The sequence below is a fragment of the Dickeya oryzae genome (genome assembly GCF_009372235.1).
In the GTDB taxonomy this organism is placed as follows: domain Bacteria; phylum Pseudomonadota; class Gammaproteobacteria; order Enterobacterales; family Enterobacteriaceae; genus Dickeya; species Dickeya oryzae.
In genome coordinates, this window is record NZ_SULL01000006.1 from 74,603 (window position 1) to 95,068 (window position 20,466).

Genomic DNA, 20,466 nt, shown 5'->3' on the forward strand with positions numbered 1-20,466 from the left:
GCGCTGTAAAGACGCTACGGGCGAGCGCAACACACCAGAGTGCTGGCCCCATAAAAAAACTACCCGGCCAAAGCCGGGTAGTTTCTTGTGCGACGGGTATCGTAGCGAAGATATCGCTGCGACAGCGCGGCTGATTACATCATGCCGCCCATACCACCCATGCCGCCCATGCCGCCAGCAGCACCTAAATCAGGCGCGTCGCCTTTCGGCAGCTCGGTCACCATACATTCGGTGGTGATCATCAGGCCCGCAACGGAAGCCGCGTACTGCAGAGCAGAACGGGTTACCTTGGTCGGATCCAGAATACCCATGTCGATCATGTTGCCATACTGCTCGGTGGCCGCGTTGTAACCGTAGTTACCTTCACCCGCTTTCACGTTGTTAGCAACCACAGATGGCTCTTCACCGGCGTTGGAAACGATCTGACGCAGCGGTGCTTCCATCGCACGCTGAGCAACTTTGATACCGACATTCTGCTCTTCGTTATCGCCTTTCAGGCCACTGATAGCAGTAGCAACGCGGATCAGCGCCACGCCGCCGCCAGCAACCACGCCTTCTTCTACGGCAGCACGGGTCGCGTGCAACGCATCTTCAACGCGGGCTTTCTTCTCTTTCATTTCAACTTCGGTTGCAGCACCGACTTTGATAACCGCAACACCGCCAGCCAGTTTAGCCACGCGCTCCTGCAGTTTTTCACGATCGTAGTCGGAAGTCGCTTCTTCGATCTGCTGGCGAATCTGGGTAACACGGCCCTGAATAGTGGCTTCGTCACCCACGCCATCGATGATGGTGGTGGTGTCTTTGTTGATAACCACACGTTTAGCCTGGCCCAGATCTTCCAGGGTCGCTTTTTCCAGCTCCAGACCGATTTCTTCAGAAATCACAGTACCGGCAGTCAGGGTAGCGATGTCCTGCAGCATAGCTTTACGACGGTCGCCGAAGCCCGGTGCTTTCACCGCAGCCACTTTCACGATACCGCGCATGGTGTTAACCACCAGCGTTGCCAGCGCTTCGCCTTCTACGTCTTCAGCGATGATCAGCAGCGGTTTGCCCGCTTTGGCAACAGCTTCCAGCACCGGCAACATTTCGCGGATGTTGGAGATTTTTTTGTCAGCCAGCAGGATGAACGGGCTTTCCAGTTCAACAGAACCGGTTTCCGGTTTGTTGATGAAGTACGGAGACAGGTAGCCGCGATCGAACTGCATACCTTCAACCACGTCCAGCTCGTCTTGCAGACCAGAGCCTTCTTCTACGGTGATCACGCCTTCTTTACCGACTTTTTCCATGGCTTCAGCAATCAGCTTGCCCACGGTTTCGTCGGAGTTGGCGGAGATGGTACCTACCTGAGCGATAGCTTTGGTATCCGCGCAAGGAACGGACAGTTTCTTCAGTTCTTCTACAGCAGCGACAACCGCTTTGTCGATACCGCGTTTCAGATCCATCGGGTTCATGCCCGCAGCAACGGCTTTCAGACCTTCGTTAACAATAGCCTGAGCCAGTACTGTCGCTGTGGTGGTGCCGTCGCCAGCTGCATCGTTAGCTTTAGAGGCAACTTCTTTCACCATCTGAGCGCCCATGTTTTCGAACTTGTCTTCCAGTTCGATTTCACGCGCAACGGACACGCCGTCTTTGGTGATGGTCGGCGAGCCGAAGGATTTGTCCAGTACTACGTTACGGCCTTTCGGGCCCAGCGTAACTTTTACTGCATCAGCCAGCACATTAACGCCACGCAACATTTTTACTCGAGCGTCATTACCGAATTTTACGTCTTTAGCTGCCATTGGTAGTTTCCCTTGAATTCGTTTCGTTCAGTTCACAGATGATTACGTAAGATTAGGCTTCAACAATCGCCAGAATGTCGCTTTCAGACATGATCAACACCTCTTCGTTGTCGATCTTCTCAGTCTTCACGCCATAGCCATCATTGAAAATGACGATATCGCCTACTTTCACGTCCAGCGGTTTCACTTCACCGTTTTCCAGGATACGGCCATGGCCAACAGCCAGGACTTCACCACGGGTGGATTTACCCGCTGCAGAACCGGTCAGAACGATGCCGCCAGCAGATTTTGACTCAACTTCTTTACGCTTGACGATTACACGGTCATGCAATGGACGAATTTTCATTGATAGCTCTCCTTTGAGAAAGTCCATATCAGCTTAGGTTAAATGCCGGATGCATCTGACATCCGGCCTTGTGGTGAACTAAGTGGGGACGTTTCACGACGCTTCAAGGGAGGAAAGAAATTTTTTTTGCATTAAATGAAATTTTTCTGCCAAACCCCGGCGACAAACGCGCCCGACACCAGTCAACGCCCCACAGGGGCCAGATTTAACGCTGCGAGGAACCGCCCGGTGGGTTGTCGTTGTGGTGATTATCGTTGTTATGGTCGTTGTGGTGATCGTTGTCGGATTGATCCAGCCGCTCATGCTCATCTTTACGCTGAAACTCACCTTCAAACACATTGCCCTGACCACCGCGGTTATTCGGCCCGGGGCGACCACCCCAGACTTGCAGATGCGGCATCAGTTTAAGCGTCAGGTGTTTTTGTATCGGCGGCAGCAACAGCAATAAGCCAAGAAAATCGGTGAAAAACCCCGGTACCACCAGCAGGAAACCGGCCAGGATCAACGACACGCTCTTAACCAGCTCAGCCGCCGGGCTTTCTCCCGCCTGCAGACGCTGCTGCATCAGCATAATGTTCTTCACTCCCTGATTGCGCACCATGGAGATCCCAATGCAGGACGTCATCACGACCAACAGCAGCGTGACCGCAACGCCCAGCACTTCGGCCACCCGAATAAAGATGGAGACTTCGATGTAAACGAACAGAAAAATCAGTAAAAGCGGTAACCAGCGCACCCAAAGCTCCTGTGGTTAATAGCTAACTCATTGATAAAAATGTTTACTCAACATCACGCGGTGATACAGAACACCTCGCGCTGTCATCATGATCAGGTATGAAGATACGACCTGTCGGCGTGGTACAGTACCTTATACTCGTACACGCCATTTACCCATTATTGGCGGGCGCTAATCAAGGAGATGGTAGTGCAGTCGCCTTTTTTCAACCACGTTGATGAGGTATCTAACTATTTCTTTACGAGGTCATGACCATCATCACAGATCATGCGCCAGGAGAGAAATGACTGCCCATATGTGATCCGGGCAACGGAAATTCGGTTAACCAACAGAATATCATAATAGCAACAGCAAGCATGGTGGTTAAACATTCTGCTGCTGTACTCCACGGTAAGACGATACACCCTATAAATTCTAATCGACAGAAGTATAAGAGAAGGCTCTCATGTCAGATAACATTCGTATTGAAGAAGATCTGTTAGGTACCAGAGAAGTTCCGGCTGATGCGTACTACGGCGTTCACACACTGCGTGCTATAGAAAACTTCTATATCAGCAACCAGAAAATCAGTGACGTGCCAGAATTTGTACGCGGCATGGTGATGGTGAAAAAAGCCGCTGCCATGGCCAACCGTGAACTCCAAACCATACCGCGCAAGATTGCCGACACCATCATCAAAGCCTGTGACGAAGTGTTGGTCAACGGCAAATGTCTGGATCAATTCCCGGTCGATGTTTTCCAAGGCGGCGCGGGTACATCCGTCAATATGAACACCAACGAAGTGCTGGCCAACATCGGTCTGGAACTGATGGGCCACAAAAAGGGGGAATACCAGTACCTGAACCCCAATGACCACGTCAACAAATGCCAGTCTACCAACGATGCCTACCCTACCGGTTTCCGTATCGCGGTATACACCAGCATTCTGAAACTGGTCGAAGCGGTCACCGTACTGGGCGACGGCTTTGAACAAAAAGCGAAAGCATTCGAAAACATCCTGAAAATGGGCCGTACCCAGTTGCAGGATGCGGTACCGATGACGCTGGGCCAGGAGTTCCATGCTTTCAACGTGCTGTTGAAAGAAGAGAACAAAAACCTGCTGCGCACCGCAGAACTGCTGCTGGAAGTGAACCTGGGCGCGACCGCTATTGGTACACGTCTGAACACACCGGAAGGCTACCAGCAACTGGCGGTGCAGAAACTGGCCGAAGTCAGCAAACTGGCATGCGTACCGGCCGAAGACCTGATCGAAGCGACCTCTGACTGCGGTGCTTACGTCATGGTACACGGCGCGCTGAAACGCCTGGCGGTGAAACTGTCCAAGATCTGTAACGACCTGCGTCTGCTCTCTTCTGGTCCGCGTGCCGGTCTGAACGAAATCAACCTGCCGGAACTGCAGGCGGGCTCGTCCATTATGCCAGCCAAGGTCAACCCGGTTGTGCCGGAAGTCGTCAATCAGGTGTGCTTCAAAGTGATTGGCAACGACACCTGCGTCACCATGGCAGCCGAAGCCGGTCAGTTGCAGCTGAACGTGATGGAACCCGTAATCGGTCAGGCTATGTTCGAATCTACCCAGATTCTGACCAATGCCTGCTACAACCTGCTGGAAAAATGCGTCGAAGGCATCACCGCCAATAAAGACGTGTGCGAGTCCTACGTGTTCAACTCTATCGGTATCGTCACCTACCTGAACCCGTTCATCGGCCATCACAACGGCGATATCGTCGGTAAGATTTGCGCCGAAACCGGTAAGAGCGTGCGTGAAGTGGTGCTGGAGCGCGGTCTGCTGACCGAAGCTGAGCTGGATGACATCTTCTCTGTGCAGAACCTGATGCACCCGGCTTACAAGGCCAAACGCTACACCGAAGACCAAGACGCGTCCTAATTCCGTACCGTCTTTTCTGTAAGGCACGTCAGTCCATCAGGACTGCGTGCCTTTGTTCTATCCACTCTTCTTTCCACGCCGCAAAAGGCCGACCTGCAACCATAATCATAAGAAAAAGATATGGAAAGACGTTTTGCAATGTCACGGGCAACAAAATCAGAAGGAACATCAACATGCTTATTCTGGAACTATTTATAGTACTCCTCGCTATTTATCTGGGCGCCAGGCTCGGTGGCATCGGTATCGGTTTTGCCGGTGGGTTGGGCGTACTGGTTTTAACGCTAGGGCTTCACATTAAACCGGGTGCTATCCCGTTCGATGTCATCGAAATCATCATGGCAGTTATCGCCGCTATCGCTGCCATGCAGATAGCCGGTGGTATGGACTATCTGGTCAGTCTGGCGGAAAAACTGCTGCGCCGTCAGCCGCGTTACGTCACCTTTCTCGCTCCGTTGGTGACCTATTTCATGACGCTGCTGGCCGGTACCGGTCACACCGCGTTCTCTACGCTGCCAGTTATCGCTGAGGTGGCAAAAGAACAAGGCATCCGCCCGTCTCGTCCGCTGTCGATAGCGGTTGTCGCGTCACAAATCGCGATCACCGCCTCACCTATCTCTGCAGCGGTGGTTTTCGTCGCAGGCCTGCTCGAACCGAAAGGTGTGAGCTATCTGGCACTGCTTGGTATCTGCATCCCCAGTACGCTGATTGCCGTTCTGCTGACCGCTATCCTCACCAATTTCCTCGGCAAAGAGCTGAAAGATGATGAGATCTATCAGGAACGTTTGCGTAAAGGTGAAGTCACACTGCGTGGTCACGGCCATCAGGAACTGAAACCCGGTGCCAAACTCTCCGTTGGACTGTTTCTTATCGGTATTATCGCCGTGGTGTTATACGCGACCGCCATCAGCGACACCGTTGGGCTGATTCAAAACCCGGTGCTGCCGCGTAATGAAGCGATCGTCGTCTTTATGCTGACAATCGCCACGCTTATCTGTGTCACCTGCCGCGTTGATACCGCGCAGATCCTCAGCGCCAGTACCTTTAAATCCGGTATGAGCGCTTGTGTGTGCGTTATGGGCGTAGCCTGGCTGGGCGACACATTCGTTAAAGCACATATCACCGATATTCAGAGCACTGCGGGCACACTGTTGCAGAGCCATCCGTGGATGCTGGCCGTCGTGCTGTTCTTCGCCGCAACGCTGCTCTATTCACAGGCGGCTACCGCCAAGGCGCTGATGCCAGCAGCACTGATGTTGGGTGTGAGCCCGGTAACTGCCATCGCCTCGTTCGCTGCCGTATCAGCACTGTTCGTCCTGCCTACCTACCCCACACTGTTGGCGGCGGTAGAAATGGATGACACCGGTTCTACTCGCATCGGTAAATATGTATTCAACCATGCGTTTTTGATCCCCGGTGTGGTAGCGATTTCGTTGTCGGTCGCCTTCGGCTTTATCGTGGGTAACATGGTGTTGTAACCCGCCTTCCTTTCGTAAAGTTTTTGCGGATCGGCGTGCTGGCGCCGATCCAACCTTACGCTTCCCCACCTCACACGGTATAGTGTGTCCACCGTTACCGTTATCGAGGTCACGATGTCTGATTCCAGCGACACTCCGCTGTTAAATAGCGACCCGTTGTTAAATAATGAACAACGGTCGAATAGCGAAAAATCGTTAAATAACGAAACGTTACCCAACAGTGCCGTGGTGGTATTGTGCACCGCTCCCGATGAGCACAGCGCCCGACAACTGGCCCAATCGGCGCTGCAAGCGCATCTGGCCGCCTGTGTCACCTTACTGCCCGGCGCAATCTCCCTCTACCATTGGGAAGGCAAACTGGAACAGCAGACGGAGATTCAACTGCTGCTTAAAAGCGACAGGGAACACCAGTCCGCCCTGCTGACTCACCTGAAACAACAGCATCCTTACCAGACACCAGAACTGCTGGTGCTGCCGGTCGAGGGTGGCGACAGCGACTATCTCTCATGGCTCAACGCATCCTTACGCTGACGCTCCTGTGCCTCAGCCTGTTTTTCAGCCCTCTGGCCCCGGCGCAAAACCCGTTCGGGCGCAGCGCCCAGTCTCAGTTTCTGACGGTCGACCAAGCCTTCGCACTGGATTTTCAACAGCATGGCGATCAACTGACCGTCAGTTGGCAGATTCACCCTGGCTACTACCTGTATCGCCAGCAAATCAAGCTGGATAGCACGCTTATCGCGCCACTGGGTGTGACGCTGCCACCAGGCGAATCACACCGTGACGAATTCTTTGGTGATGTTTCTATTTACCGCCAGTCGCTGACGCTCAACGTCCCCCTGCGTAATGTGCCGTCCGGTGCCACGCTGAGCATCACCTATCAGGGCTGTGCCGACGCGGGTTTCTGCTACCCGCCGGAAACCCGTTCGATACCACTGAGTGCAACAAACGCCAGTTCTACAAACGCCAGTACGACACACACCAACACGCCTGCAACGCAGGCCGCCATCGTGCCGCAGCCAGACGCCACGCATACGCCGACGCTGCCGTTTTCGCCGTTATGGGCGTTGTTGATTGGTATCGGCGTGGCGTTCACACCTTGCGTATTGCCGATGTATCCGCTGATCTCCGGGCTGATTCTCGGTCGCCAGCAACGTTTATCGACCGGTCGCACACTGCTGCTGACGCTGGTGTACGTGCAGGGCATGGCGTTGACCTACACCCTGCTCGGCCTGATCGTGGCCGCCGCCGGGCTGCGCTTTCAGGCGGCGTTGCAACACCCTTATGTGTTGACAGGCTTATCGGTCATGTTCGCGGCGCTGGCGCTATCCATGTTCGGCGTCTATAGCCTGCAGTTGCCGTCATCGTTGCAGACACGCCTGACGTTGTGGAGCAACCGCCAGCAAAGCGGTTCCGTTGTCGGGGTATTCGCGATGGGTGCACTGGCTGGGTTGATTTGCTCGCCCTGTACCACCGCGCCGCTTAGCGCACTGCTGCTGTATATTGCGCAGAGTGGCAACCTGCTGGCGGGTGGCGGTTCACTGTATTTGTACGCACTGGGTATGGGCCTGCCGCTGATGGCGATTACCCTGTTCGGCAACCGGTTATTGCCCAAACGCGGCCCCTGGATGAATCACGTCAAAGAGGGGTTTGGGTTTGTCATTCTGGCATTACCGGTCTTTCTGCTGGGAAGGGTGCTGGGCGATACCTGGGAGTGGCGACTGTGGGCGCTGCTTGGCGTGGCATTTTTCGGCTGGGCGTTTGCCCTTAGCCTGCGCAGTCATGCCGGTGTCATGCGTGTGGTACAGATTCTGTTGTTACTGGGGGCGCTACTGGCAGCCCGGCCGTTACAGGATTGGCTCTTCACACCGGTGCAGGCAGAGCCAACCCACACCAGCCAGCTGAGTTTTACGCCGACCAATACGCTGGCGGAACTGACGAGCGCGCTGAATCACAACAATAACCGTATCACCATGCTTGATCTCTATGCCGACTGGTGCGTGGCCTGCAAGGAGTTCGAGAAATACACCTTCCGTGATGCGGCCGTGCAGCAGTCACTGTCTACCCTGCAGCGGCTACAGGCGAACGTCACCGCCAACAACGAAGCACAGCGAACGCTGCTGCAACAGTTAAACGTACTGGGGCTGCCGACGATTCTGTTTTTTGATGCCAGCGGCCAGGAAATTCCCGGCTCACGCGTCACCGGCTTCATGGATGCCGCCGCCTTTGCCGCACATTTGCAAACGCTAAAACGCTAACCCGGACGATAGCGTGCCGTCGGCACTGGGCTTGAAAGATAGCGGGGATAAACCACACTGGTTAGTGACAGTGAACAAGCAGGAGAAGCATGATGCAACGCGAAGAAGTATTGGAACAGGCGCTGGCGTTACTGGAGCAGCGTGGATTCGCCGACACAACGCTGGAGATGCTGGCAGACCAATTGGGCGTTTCTCCCGCCGAACTCCTGCCCTTCTGGCCTGACCGCGAGGCGCTGTTGTATGACAGCCTGCGTTACCACAGCCAGCAAATCAGTATCTGGCGCAAGCAGGTGCAGTTGGATGAACACCTCAGCCCCGAACAAAAACTGCTGGAGCGCTACCAACGTTTACAGGACGCCGTCAGCCAGCACCGTTTTCCCGGCTGTCTATTTATTGCGGCCTGCAGCGCCTATCCTGACCCACTCCACCCTATCCATCAGATTGCCGAGCAACAAAAGCAGGCCTCGTACCAGTACACCAAAGCCCTGCTCGAAGAGCTGGAAACCGACGACACCGACATGGTGGCCCTACAACTGGAACTGATTCTGGAAGGCTGCCTGAGCAAGTTACTGGTAAAACGCCAGTTATCCGATGTCACCGTGGCAAAACGGCTGGCAGAAGACGTACTGCGGGTCGCCATGTGCCGTAAACACGGCGCGCTGGCGTAATGTTTTCACGCCCGACGTCCTCTGAAAGCATGGCACCGCGCCGGATGTTGTTGTTTATTTACGCAAAAACCGCATAAACGCTGAAAAAGCAGCCAAACCGTCAAAAAGTGGGTGAATTCACGTTGACGCAGACGCCTGAATCCGGTTTAATGCGCCCCGTTGCCCGGATAGCTCAGTCGGTAGAGCAGGGGATTGAAAATCCCCGTGTCCTTGGTTCGATTCCGAGTCCGGGCACCACTTATTCAGAAAAACCAGCCTACGGGCTGGTTTTTTGCTTTTCAGCTTACGGACTCTCCATCGAATGCGTTCGATGACTCGCTTCTTTGAAGTTCGTGACGTGTCAGCGCAGCAATTGCGACTGAAACCGATACTACCTGCCAACTAAAACTCGCTTACCTTTCAATTATCACCAGCCATTTACTGATGCGCACTCAACAACGCTGCACTTATGTTTTCTACATAGTGCCAGACCCACAGAAAAAACGGGCTATTAAACTGCTGCTCAATAGCATCAAACACGTCATCGCGAACCCCGCTGGAAGCGCGGCACCGACACGTTTTTCAGGTTTATACGTTTTGAGGAGTCGAGTAAGTTGGCATTGAATTTTGGCTAATTGCTGAACAACAACGCGGGGTATATACTGAAAGTATGCATAGAAGAGGAGCACCATCATGAAACACCGCGTTAGCGTTACCGTGGACAAAGACAATTATCAGGTTCTGAGTGCTGCCGGAGTCAATATTTCCGGGCTGGTGAATGACGCCATTGGCAAGGAAGCCCGCCGCATCAAGGCTGAGGAGTGGAAGAAGGAAAACCGCGAAGGGATGGAAGAAGTCGCCCGATTTATCGCACAGCATGGCTCCTTTGCGGATGAAAACAGGAACTGGTGATCATGCAATTCATTGTTTATCAATACAAGCGCGCCAGCCACTACAAAATGTTTATCGATGTACAAAGTGATATTGTCGATACGCCAGGGCGACGAATGGTCATTCCGCTTATCGAAGCACATCACCTGTCTGATAAAGTGAATAAAACATTGTTCCCTCTAATCAGCATCGACGGCGAGAGCTATCGACTGATGACCACTGAGCTATCGAGCGTTCCCGTTGAAGTCATGGGTGAAGAGATCGCGGATCTTGGCGACTATGCGGATGAGATCAAGGATGCTATCAATCTTATGTTTTGGGGGATTTGAGAGGGGTTCAGAGTGTTAGGGTGTGTCCCGTAACTATTTTTTGTACAATCAGGGACATGATTTCACCACAAAAAGTCCTTTAATTTGGCTCGTTACGATTTTCCCGATGACGCCTGGGCGCTGATTTTTCCCATGCTACTACCTGAAAGAGGTTCTTCCCGAGTCGGGCGTCCTTACTTTGCGCACAGACATGTCATGAATGGCATATTTTGGGTACTTTGCTCTGGCGCACCCTGGCGGGATTTACCTGAGCGTTATGGTCAATGGAAAACCATTTACAACCGCTTCAATCGGTGGTCTAAAGCCGGAATAATGAACAGAATTTTCAATAAATTACTCCAGATTCTGGATGAAAAAGCGCTGATTGACAGGGATGTTCTCGCGCTGGATGGCAGTAACGTTCGCGCCCTGAAAGCGTCTGCCGGTGCGAAAAAAAACATCCCGATGAATGCGAGGACCATGGGCTGGGTCGCTCTCGCGGCGGCTTTGGCACCAAAATCCATCTGGCGACAGATGGCACAGGATTACCGCTGAGTTTTTGCCTGAGCGGTGGACAGGCCCACGAAAGCCGATACGCGGAAAGGTTGCTCAACCGGGTCGGGATTATCCGAAAAAGCGGGCACCTGAAATCACGTCCGAAAGCGGTGCTGGCGGATAAGGGTTATTTAGGTAAAAACCTTCGTATTCATTTGAAAATGAAAGGAATAAAAGCGGTTGTTCCGTTTAAATCGAATGAGAAGGCCAGTCAGGACGGACGTCGCCCCCTCGACACGCGCCTGTACAAAAAACGCAATGTCGTGGAGCGTTGCTTTGCGATACTTAAAGAAAATCGCCGTATTGCCACCCGCTCGGAGAAAACAGCCAGAAACTACCTGAGTATGCTAAAACTTGGAGCGATCAGGTTATTTTTAAAGCGGTTGTTAAGTTAAGGGACACGGCCTAATATCACTGACTCTGGCGCAGTGGGCAGAAGAGCATGGTGTCATGCTGGAATTTATCAAACCGGGAAAACCCACGCAAAATGCCTTCATCGAACGTTTTAACCGGACGTACCGGACAGAGATACTGGATTTTTATCTGTTCAGAACATTGAATGAAGCACGGGAAATCACAGAGCGCTGGCTGACGGAATACAACAGCGAGCGGCCTCATGAATCCCTGAATAACCTGACTCCGGCAGAATTTGCCCGAAGTCACCAAAAAGGCCCGGATCTCTGATTTAGCCTGGTACGGATATTGGGGGGAGGTCAGTTACAGATTGTCGAAACGTGGAAATGCGCGGTTAAGATATGCCTTCTGGCTTGCCGCCACCGTAGCCGTAAGAACGAGAGAAAACAGCTTCCGCTACAAATATGAACGTTATATTCGGGAAAATGGAGATAAGCCAGATCAGAAAAGAAAAGCGATGACGGCTGTAGCAACAAAAGTCGCCAGAGTGGCGCATGCAATTGTAAAGCGGGAGATTGAAGGCTTGCGCTACGCCGTTCGCAATATCCGCCGCCAGCGCTGGCGACGGTTTACGCAACTGCTTGCAGCGACAATACCCTGTTCCCACGCCGGGTCAGAGGCTACCCGTTGTATTGACCGCATTCATGGCTGAGTTGCGTCCATCGGCGGGCCTGTTCACTCAGCGTGAAGCCCAGCCCATGACGATCCGATACCCACATGCGCCCGTCGCGCAACTCAAGCTGCTCGTTAAACAACGGGTTAAGCCATTCAAAGTGTTCCAGCCAGGGCTCCAGCGGATAGGCCGCCGCCAGATGCAAATGCACCTCCATCGCAAAATGCGGTGCCAGTTTGCGCCCGTGTCTGGCGGCCAGGTCCATAATCTTCAGAAACGGAGATATCCCCCCCACACGCGGCGCATCTGGCTGTACAACGTCGCTGGCATTGCCCAGGATTAACTGCTCATGTTCCCGGAAACTGGTAAGCATTTCCCCGGTAGCAATCGGCGTATCGAGTGCCGTCGCCAGCTGTGCGTGCCCTTCCACGTCGTAGGCATCCAGCGGCTCTTCAATCCAGACCAGATTAAAAGCCTCCAGCTTACGCCCCATACGGATCGCCGTTTCCCGATCCCACTGTTGGTTAGCATCCACCATTAACGGGAAATCCTCGCCCAACGCTTCGCGAACCGCGCTCACACGTCGAATATCCTCAGCAGTGTTGGGCTGCCCGACTTTCAGCTTGATGCCACCAATCCCGCTTTCCCGTGAGAGCACCACATTCTTCAACACCTGATCCAGCGGCGTATGCAAGAACCCCCCGGAGGTGTTGTAGCACTGAACCGAATCCCGATGTGCGCCCAGTAATTTGGCCAGCGGCAACCCGGCACGTTTGGCTTTCATGTCCCACAGCGCGATATCGATAGGTGAAATCGCCTGCACCGCCATGCCGCTTCGCCCCACCGACGCGCCAGCCCACAACAGCTTGTTGTAGATTTTATCGATATCATTCGGGTCTTCCCCGAGCAGATTATCGGCAATCTCTTTCGCATGAGCGTAAATGCCCTGCCCGCCAGCGCGCTTGGAATAACTGAAACCCACCCCTTCAAAGCCGTCACGGGAGCGAATCTCCGCAATAATAATCGCCACTTCAGTCAACGGTTTCTGACGCCCGGTCAGTACTTTGGCATCACTCACCGGTGTTGCCAGCGGCAGAAACGCCAGCGACAACTTAGCCCACACAATACGATCGCCGGTTTCTTGCGCAGTTTTGACACCGCTGACATGGGCATAGGAGACGGCATCGGAGTTCACGCTTAACGACATGATAGGGTCCTCATCAGGTAAAATGTTTGCGCTAACATTACTAGCGAAGATATCGACAACACACCACCCTATTGAATGCAGTTTGTACTGACGATCACGATCCGGATATTTTTGGGAAATTGCACGATGAAAAATGATAGCGCAAACATACAATGTATCCGCACCATACCGGGTAGCGCGATTATCCCGCGGGCACTGCTGCGACCGACTGGTAAAAAGACACGACTTCACCAATAATCCACGCCCAGACACCACCCGATAACCCAAGAGTCAGGCCGATTGTGAGCACCCAAAAAACAACGCGACATGCTGCTGTGACACGTGCCCCCACGTTAGATGACGTTGCCAAAGCGGCGGGGCTGTCGTCCATGACGGTCAGCCGCGCCCTCAACAACCCGGCGCTGGTCCGTTCCTCCACCATCGAAAAAGTGCAGGAAGCGGTGCGTGCTACCGGGTATATCCCGAACGCCCTGGCGGGTGGATTGGCCTCCCGGCGCAGTAAGTTGATCGCCGTTGTGGTGCCGCAAATCAACAACAATATGTTTGTCGATACGATTCAGGCTATTAGCGATGAGCTGGCGCAGCGTGGTTATCACATGCTGCTGTGTGTGGCAGGCTATACCCCGCAGACGGAGGAAGAGCTGGTGGCGACGCTGCTGTCACGCCGCCCTGATGGCGTTGTGCTGACCGGCATCCATCACTCGCCTTCACTCAAAAAAATTCTGCTGAACGCGGCGGTTCCGGTGGTGGAAATCTGGGATCTCACGCCAACACCGCTGGATATGCTGGTGGGGTTTTCTCATGAAAAAGTCGGGTTGGCGATCGGGGAGTATATTCATCGCAAAGGGTATCAGCGCCCCGGGCTTATCTGGACGACGGACCCGCGCGCAGCAAGGCGCAAAGCCGGTTTATATGACGCACTGAGCCGCTATCAGTTGACCCCGATGCACTGTGTCGATACCCCACTGCCTGCCACGCTGGCGTTGGGTCGCCACGGGGTCGTTCAGTTATTGGATACGATGTCTCCCGACATCATCCTGTGCAGTTCAGACACGCTGGCACAGGGTGCCATCATGGAAGCGGAAAGCCGTGGTCTGCACGTTCCACATGACCTGGCGGTGATGGGGTTCGGCGACCTGGATTTTGCTGCCAGCAACCGGCCTTCCCTCACGACGATAGCTGTCGACAGACAAGAGATGGGCCGCCGGGCGGCCGCCTTACTGGCAGACCATATTGCAGGGCATACCCCCAGCGACACGATTATTGATATCGGCTTCAAACTTATCGAGCGGGAATCGACATAGCCGATGGGTAGCCATGGCGCTACCCTTTACCGGCCCTACACGCCCCCACATCAGAGATGTGAGCATCGCGTTGGGGCTGGCTCAGCCTAAATGCGTATGACCGATGCTACTGTCTTCAGGCTCCAGCTCGGACAACCCGTGCAAAATGCCACAGCCATCCACTGTTTGCGTCACCTGACAGCGCTGGCTGATATCCATCAATTGCGCTTTCAGTTGCTGTAACTGCGCCAGGCGTGCTTCGACATGCCCCAGATGTTCATTCAGCAACGCGTTAACCCCTTCACAACTGGCGGCCGGTTGCTCGCTAAGCGCAATCAGCGCGCGAATTTCATCGTGGTTCATGTCCAGCGAGCGGCAGTTACGGATAAACCGCAGCCTGTCTGCATGAAACTGATGATAGTGACGATAATTCCCTTCGGTACGTTCCGGTTCGGGCAGTAGCCCTTTCTTCTCATAAAAACGAATGGTTTCCGGTGTGGTGTTGGTCGCTTTCGACAGATCGCCAATTTTCATGTGACTCCCCTTGACTCTGTAGTTGCTACAGGGTTTTTACTACAACAAAATCCCGAACAGGAATCAACCATGTCAGAAAAACATTCCCCTGCATCTGTGCGCCAGCTCCGGCCTGTCGCACCGGAAAAACCGGGCAAGACCCTGTTCCGTCCACATCATCAGACGCCAACCGGGTCATGCCAGACAGTTCATGCCGCCCGGCAATCGGAACAGACTTGCGCTCATCACTGCTGCGACAGTGCGGTGCAACACAATCCGATGCAACACCATGCGGTACAACCTGTCAGTGCGCTGGCGAGCGCCGAGCGTACCGGCGATCAGCAACGGACACCGATCCGCATCATGCAGATGGACTGCCCGACGGAAGAAACGATGCTGCGTAAAAAGCTCGATACGCTGCCGGAGGTCAGTGCGCTGGAATTCAACCTGATGCAGCGGGTGATGACCGTCACCCACCGTTACGATGCGCTGGACACCGTTCTGGCCGCTATCCGCGCGTTAGGGTTTGAGCCTGAAGTGCGTGCCGCAAATGACCACTCCGCCCTGCCGCCTGAGCCGAAAAAATCCTGGTGGCCGTTGGGGCTGGCGGTGCTCGCCGCCGGTGCAGCCGAAGCCGTGGAATGGAGCGCACTGCCTGAATCGTGGGCGGCGGTGCTGGCGATCCTTGCGGTGGCCGTCAGTGGATTGACCACCTATCGCAAAGGCTGGACGGCCCTTCGCACTGGCAACCTGAACATTAATGCGCTGATGAGTATCGCAGTGACCGGTGCGCTTATCCTGCAACAATGGCCGGAAGCTGCAATGGTCATGGTGTTGTTTACCCTCGCCGAGCACATCGAAGCGCGTTCGCTGGACCGCGCCCGTAACGCCATCGCCGGGCTGATGAATCTGGCACCGGAGACCGCCACCGTACAACAACCGGATGGCAGTTGGCGCGACGTGGAAGCCAACACCATTACACCCGGCAGCATCGTGCGGGTTCGCCCCGGCGAACGCATCGCGCTGGATGGCGACATCACCCGTGGTCATTCCGCGGTTAATCAGGCACCGATTACCGGCGAAAGCCTGCCGGTGGATAAGCGCGTCGGCGACAGCGTATTTGCCGGTACCATCAATGAAAGCGGTTCATTTGAATATCGGGTAACGGCGGCGGCGGCCAACACCACACTGGCACGAATTATTCACGCGGTAGAACAGGCGCAAGGCACCCGGGCACCGACACAACGGTTTGTCGATCAGTTTGCCCGCGTTTACACCCCGCTGGTCTTTCTGGGAGCGTTACTGGTAGCGATCCTGCCGCCGTTGCTGACTGGCGGTGGTTGGCTGGAATGGACGTACAAAGCGCTGGTATTGCTGGTGATCGCCTGCCCGTGCGCGCTGGTGATTTCTACCCCGGTCACCATCGTCAGCGGGCTGGCGGCAGCGGCACGACGCGGTATTTTGATAAAAGGCGGGGTGTTCCTGGAAAAAGGGCATGCGCTCTCCTGGCTAGCGCTGGATAAAACCGGCACGCTGACCCACGGCAAACCGGTACAAACCGGTTTTGAACCGGTCGCTGACGCGGATGACGCCCGTTGTCGGCAACTGGCTGCCAGTCTGGCCAGTCGTTCAGACCACCCGGTGTCACAGGCTGTGGCAACAGCGGCACAGGAAGCCGGTACGCCATTGCTGGAGGTCGATAACTTCAGTGCCGTTGCCGGACAAGGCGTCATCGGTACCCTGCAAGGGCAGCGCTATTTCCTCGGCAACCTGCGCCTGGCCCGGCAATGGCTGGGTGATGCAGCGGCGGCAATCAGCGAGCGGCTGACAGCGCTGGAGCAGGCCGGTAACACGGTGATCATACTGGGTGACGAACAGCGGATTCTGGCGCTGATGACGGTAGCCGATACCGTAAAACCCTCCAGTCAGGAGGCCATCAACGCGCTGCATCAGGCGGGTATCAAAACCCTGATGCTCACCGGCGATAACCAGTACGTGGCGCAGGCTATCGCCCGCGACGTCGGGATTGATGAAGCTCGTGGCAACCTGTTGCCGGAAGATAAACTGTCGCAGATTGAACGGCTATCGGCGCAGGGCGTCACCGGGATGGTTGGTGACGGCATCAATGACACCCCGGCGCTGGCGCGTGCCGATATCGGTTTCGCCATGGGTGCCATGGGGGCCGACAGTGCCATCGAAACCGCCGATGTGGCGCTGATGAACGATGATTTGCGCAAGATCCCGGAATTTGTGCGCATTTCTAAAGCCACCCGCGCCATCTTAATTCAAAACATCGTACTGGCACTCGGCATCAAAGCGGTGTTCCTGACGCTCACGTTGCTGGGCATGGGAACAATGTGGATGGCGGTCTTTGCCGATGTCGGGGCCAGTTTGCTGGTGGTCGGTAATGGTCTGCGGCTGCTGCGTCAGGCAGCAGTGAGTACACACCAACCTCAATCGGCGTAACCCGACACCCGGCAGGTGCAAGGGACTCCGCCGCAGGCTCGATATCGCCGTGGCCCCACCTGTGGGGCCTTACTCCGCGAGGTATCGGCGACCGACAGGTGACTGATGACAAAATGAGGCTTAAGACCGGTGCTCGCTTAATAGTAAATAAGTACTCACTCACTTTTTATAGCGTCTGGTATTTATGGCGTCGGGTATCAGGCGGGCGACTCACCGCCCGCCTTTTCGCCGACAACCGCCCCGCATTATAGCCTGCCGATAAAATTAGTGATTACTCACTTCACTGACCAGATGGCCGCACCATCAGGCACTGACAACCTCATACCCACCGCAGTCAATACCCCCGAACACCCTGCACCACGCTATAATTGCACCATGAAAGTGCAATTTTATGCGCTACCGTGAATCGGTTGTCTGTCCTGAGCAACACCGGATTCTGATCTGGCGCTCTGGCAACAACTGGCATGTGAATTGCAAAGACAAAATCCTATCCTATAAAACCGGCGTGACAACAGGGAATTCACGTCGTATTGCGTCAATACAACCGAACAAGGAGCGACGATGATTACGTTGGAACAGTTTAATCTGCTCAGCGTTAGCGAAGCGGTGACGCTGATAACGCCGTGCGTGGCGTTGCCTGGCTGGGCCAAACAGGTCACCGCAGGGCGCCCCTACGGCAACCGTGCCGCCCTTCTGGCCACCGGGCTACAGGCAACCCAGGGCTGGCAGGAAGAAGAGCTGGTGCAGGCGCTACGTATCCACCCGCGTATCGGCGAACCAGCCGTGAGTGTATCGGGCACCGCCCGCCCCAGTCAGGAGCCGGCGATGGCGCACAGCAGCGAGAATACGCTGGCTAACGCACTGCGCGCAGGCAATGCCCGTTACGAATCCCGCTTTGGTCGGGTATTTCTGATCCACGCCAAAGGCCGTAGCGGGGAAGAAATTTTGCGTATCCTGCATCGACGGCTGCAAAACGATGACCGGCAAGAAGTGGCGGAAGCGCTGGAACAACTGCGCCAGATTACCCTGCTCAGGCTGGAAAGCATGATCGGCGAATAAACGGCGGGTGATACCGGCTAACACACTGAAATGGCTGAAAAGCATCTCGTTACCCGGCGGAACCCCAACACCTGTGGGATACCGCCCGGCGGTTTATCGGTTTATCCGTCTGTCGGTCTATCACATCGGCGGCTCAGACAATGGCGGGCGTGATCCGTCACGATAGAAATAACTCACGAACTCGGTCACATCCTGCTGGAACAGGTGCAAATGCTGGCGAATTTTTTCATCCGGCCAATCCCACCAACATAACTGTTCCAGTTTTTCCGCCACCGTGGGGTCCTGAAAACGCGGGCGCAACACCCGCGCCGGGTTACCGACAACAATGGTCCAGGCGGGAACCGGTTTAGTCACAATACTGCCCGCACCGATGATAGCGCCATTGCCGATAGTCACCCCCGGCAACACAATCGCACCGTGACCTATCCAGACATCATGACCGATCACGACCTCATCTTGCTGACGCCAGTTGAAAATCTCCTCGTCAACCGCCGCCGGGTTGTCGCTCAATCGGTATTTGCCGGGACGATAGGTGAAATGATGCAGCGTCGGCCGCCACCACGGGTGGTTGCTGGGGTTGATACGAACGTGCGAGGCAATCGAGGTAAATTTGCCAATGCGGGTAAACATCAGGTCGCAATCATTCATGATGTAGCTGTAATCCCCCAACGCGACATGATTGAGCACAGTGCGGTCGGCGACTTCCGTCCAGCGCCCTAATTCGATGTGGTAGGCTTGTACGTCGTTGGCAATACGGGGTTCCGGGCTAAGGACCGGTGATGGCGATTGAGGACTCATAATCGGTTTCCTGGTTCGTTGACACGTGATAGGCGTTAAAACAGTATTCCCATCAAAACAATACGCGTTGGCACACGTCATGCGTGAAAACACAGCACGTGACATAACGCATAACGCGCGTAACGACATAAGAAGCCCATCCATCCTGTCACTGGGCGATGACAACAGCATGTCAGCCCCGACACGATTAAGATCCGCTTACAACTCCATGTCAGTATGAAATTTACCCGTCACCAAAGTACGCCTAACCTAGGCGTATAAACCGTTTATTTATTCATTTACATCCATCAATCCATGCTACTGGGAGGAGTCATGAACCCGTTACGCCGCCGCTTTGTCCTGCAATTACCGCTCCTGGCTTACGGGATGTCGCTATTCGCCAACGCCAGAGCCGACGATACGTTCAGCACCATGCGTCCATCCGGCTCTCTGGTGCCGACACCACGCGACATCGGCGGCAAATTCAACCCCGACGGCAGCGTCAGGCGCTTTCCCGGCAACACCATTATTTCCCACATTCCGCTGGATTCTGCCGCCTCGGGTGCGTTTATGGCCGTGCGCGATACGCTCAAACAACAGGATTTCAGCCACTGCCTGACCTTTACTCCCCCATCCAGTTACCACATGACGGTATTTGAAGGCGTGACAGAATCGAAACGCCGTTTGCCGTTCTGGCCCGCAGGCCTGCCAATTGATGCTCCCTTGTCGGTCTGTAGCGATTATCTGGCACGCAAACTGGCAGGGTTCGAGTTGCAGGCCACACTGCCGTTTAAAATGCGGATCACCGATTTCAACGCCCATCAGGATTCCGGCGTGACCGTGCGTCTGACCCCCGTGGACGATAACGAGGAGCGCAAACTGCGCACACTACGAGACCGGTTATCCGAACAATTGGGGATACGCGCACCGGACCATGACACCTACGGCTTTCATGTAACGTTGGGGTATCTGGTGCGCTGGATGACGGAAGACGAATCAGAGACTTACCTGAAAGCCCAACAGGCCTGCCTGCATTACCTGCAACAACAGGTACCGGTGCTGGAACTAGGCGTGCCGGAGTTTTGCGTCTTCAACGATATGTTTGCTTTCGATACCCAGTTCAACATCGGCCAGCCTGTCACCACCGTGCCGCTAAACGCCTGAGTGGGGTGAAACCCGATGGCGAAAAAAACGGCATTGACGGTGGTAACGCGCCATCCCCCTCGTCGGGGTGCCCGCCATAGCGCATAAAAAA

At 54.8% G+C, this 20,466-nt stretch carries 18 protein-coding genes, 1 tRNA gene and 3 pseudogenes; 16 read left to right on the top strand and 6 right to left on the bottom strand.

Annotated features, from left to right (window positions below; translation table 11 throughout):
- Positions 1–134 precede the first annotated feature (134 nt).
- From groL to FAZ14_RS12275, 3 genes are all read right to left on the bottom strand, one after another.
- Positions 135–1,781: a chaperonin GroEL gene (gene groL, locus FAZ14_RS12265; RefSeq protein WP_016943167.1), complete on the bottom strand. Its 1,647-nt coding sequence runs from the start codon at positions 1,779–1,781 to the stop codon at positions 135–137.
- Between the two features lie 52 nt (positions 1,782–1,833).
- Complete coding sequence (locus tag FAZ14_RS12270; protein ID WP_013316258.1) at positions 1,834–2,127, bottom strand: co-chaperone GroES; 294 nt, start codon at positions 2,125–2,127, stop codon at positions 1,834–1,836.
- A 205-nt stretch (positions 2,128–2,332) separates the two neighbouring features.
- On the bottom strand, positions 2,333–2,863 hold the full coding sequence (locus FAZ14_RS12275) for an FxsA family protein (protein ID WP_016943168.1): 531 nt from the start codon (positions 2,861–2,863) through the stop codon (positions 2,333–2,335).
- Positions 2,864–3,308: 445 nt separating this feature from the next.
- Between FAZ14_RS12275 and aspA the strand changes: the two genes are divergently transcribed.
- The 12 genes and pseudogenes from aspA to FAZ14_RS12330 all read left to right on the top strand — a co-directional run.
- Positions 3,309–4,748 (top strand): aspartate ammonia-lyase, encoded by a 1,440-nt coding sequence (aspA, locus tag FAZ14_RS12280; protein ID WP_016943169.1) that lies wholly within the window; start codon positions 3,309–3,311, stop codon positions 4,746–4,748.
- Positions 4,749–4,921: 173 nt separating this feature from the next.
- Positions 4,922–6,223: an anaerobic C4-dicarboxylate transporter gene (locus FAZ14_RS12285; RefSeq protein ID WP_016943171.1), complete on the top strand. Its 1,302-nt coding sequence runs from the start codon at positions 4,922–4,924 to the stop codon at positions 6,221–6,223.
- A 225-nt stretch (positions 6,224–6,448) separates the two neighbouring features.
- Positions 6,449–6,754, top strand: a complete 306-nt coding sequence (gene cutA / locus FAZ14_RS12290) for a divalent cation tolerance protein CutA (protein ID WP_033581479.1) — start codon at positions 6,449–6,451, stop codon at positions 6,752–6,754.
- A complete protein-coding gene (locus FAZ14_RS12295; RefSeq protein ID WP_153508611.1) occupies positions 6,730–8,478 on the top strand; it encodes a protein-disulfide reductase DsbD in 1,749 nt (582 codons plus the stop codon). Before cutA ends, FAZ14_RS12295 begins: the two co-directional genes overlap by 25 nt.
- Before the next feature lie 92 nt (positions 8,479–8,570).
- Entirely contained in the window at positions 8,571–9,146 is a 576-nt protein-coding gene (gene dicD, locus FAZ14_RS12300; protein WP_038903254.1) for a division control transcriptional repressor DicD, read from the top strand.
- 161 nt (positions 9,147–9,307) lie between these two features.
- Positions 9,308–9,383: transfer RNA gene (locus FAZ14_RS12305), tRNA-Phe, on the top strand.
- A gap of 114 nt (positions 9,384–9,497) precedes the next feature.
- Positions 9,498–9,760 (top strand): annotated as a pseudogene (locus FAZ14_RS20300) (MobC family replication-relaxation protein); the annotation flags it as partial.
- Positions 9,761–9,818: 58 nt separating this feature from the next.
- Positions 9,819–10,037, top strand: a complete 219-nt coding sequence (gene ccdA / locus FAZ14_RS12310) for a type II toxin-antitoxin system antitoxin CcdA (protein ID WP_012773205.1) — start codon at positions 9,819–9,821, stop codon at positions 10,035–10,037.
- Between the two features lie 2 nt (positions 10,038–10,039).
- Positions 10,040–10,345 (top strand): type II toxin-antitoxin system toxin CcdB, encoded by a 306-nt coding sequence (ccdB, locus tag FAZ14_RS12315; RefSeq protein WP_016943176.1) that lies wholly within the window; start codon positions 10,040–10,042, stop codon positions 10,343–10,345.
- Between the two features lie 84 nt (positions 10,346–10,429).
- Positions 10,430–11,274, top strand: a protein-coding gene (locus FAZ14_RS12320; RefSeq protein WP_153508612.1) for an IS5 family transposase whose coding sequence is annotated in 2 segments (ribosomal slippage) — positions 10,430–10,775 and positions 10,775–11,274 — 846 coding nt in all. Because the reading frame shifts where the segments join, the coding sequence is not laid out codon by codon here.
- A gap of 1 nt (position 11,275) precedes the next feature.
- A pseudogene (locus tag FAZ14_RS12325) lies at positions 11,276–11,563 on the top strand (integrase core domain-containing protein); the annotation flags it as partial.
- 34 nt (positions 11,564–11,597) lie between these two features.
- A pseudogene (locus FAZ14_RS12330) lies at positions 11,598–11,813 on the top strand (transposase); the annotation flags it as partial.
- Positions 11,814–11,913: 100 nt separating this feature from the next.
- Here FAZ14_RS12330 and FAZ14_RS12335 read toward each other — a convergent pair.
- Positions 11,914–13,113, bottom strand: a complete 1,200-nt coding sequence (locus FAZ14_RS12335) for an L-talarate/galactarate dehydratase (protein ID WP_153508613.1) — start codon at positions 13,111–13,113, stop codon at positions 11,914–11,916.
- Between the two features lie 281 nt (positions 13,114–13,394).
- Between FAZ14_RS12335 and FAZ14_RS12340 the strand changes: the two genes are divergently transcribed.
- Complete coding sequence (locus tag FAZ14_RS12340; RefSeq protein WP_153508614.1) at positions 13,395–14,417, top strand: LacI family DNA-binding transcriptional regulator; 1,023 nt, start codon at positions 13,395–13,397, stop codon at positions 14,415–14,417.
- An 81-nt stretch (positions 14,418–14,498) separates the two neighbouring features.
- Here the strand turns inward: FAZ14_RS12340 and cadR are convergent, their stop codons facing one another.
- Positions 14,499–14,930, bottom strand: coding sequence for a Cd(II)/Pb(II)-responsive transcriptional regulator (gene cadR / locus FAZ14_RS12345; protein ID WP_016943182.1), 432 nt, complete (start codon positions 14,928–14,930; stop codon positions 14,499–14,501).
- A gap of 69 nt (positions 14,931–14,999) precedes the next feature.
- Here cadR and FAZ14_RS12350 point away from each other — a divergent pair, with 69 nt between their 5' ends.
- Together FAZ14_RS12350 and uraD are read left to right on the top strand one after the other, a co-directional pair.
- Positions 15,000–17,375, top strand: coding sequence for a heavy metal translocating P-type ATPase (locus FAZ14_RS12350; RefSeq protein ID WP_235914525.1), 2,376 nt, complete (start codon positions 15,000–15,002; stop codon positions 17,373–17,375).
- Positions 17,376–17,936: 561 nt separating this feature from the next.
- Entirely contained in the window at positions 17,937–18,434 is a 498-nt protein-coding gene (gene uraD / locus FAZ14_RS12355; RefSeq protein WP_153508616.1) for a 2-oxo-4-hydroxy-4-carboxy-5-ureidoimidazoline decarboxylase, read from the top strand.
- Positions 18,435–18,554: 120 nt separating this feature from the next.
- Here the strand turns inward: uraD and FAZ14_RS12360 are convergent, their stop codons facing one another.
- Positions 18,555–19,232: a DapH/DapD/GlmU-related protein gene (locus tag FAZ14_RS12360; protein ID WP_016943185.1), complete on the bottom strand. Its 678-nt coding sequence runs from the start codon at positions 19,230–19,232 to the stop codon at positions 18,555–18,557.
- Positions 19,233–19,544: 312 nt separating this feature from the next.
- Between FAZ14_RS12360 and FAZ14_RS12365 the strand changes: the two genes are divergently transcribed.
- On the top strand, positions 19,545–20,375 hold the full coding sequence (locus tag FAZ14_RS12365; RefSeq protein WP_153508617.1) for a DUF1868 domain-containing protein: 831 nt from the start codon (positions 19,545–19,547) through the stop codon (positions 20,373–20,375).
- Positions 20,376–20,466 lie beyond the last annotated feature (91 nt).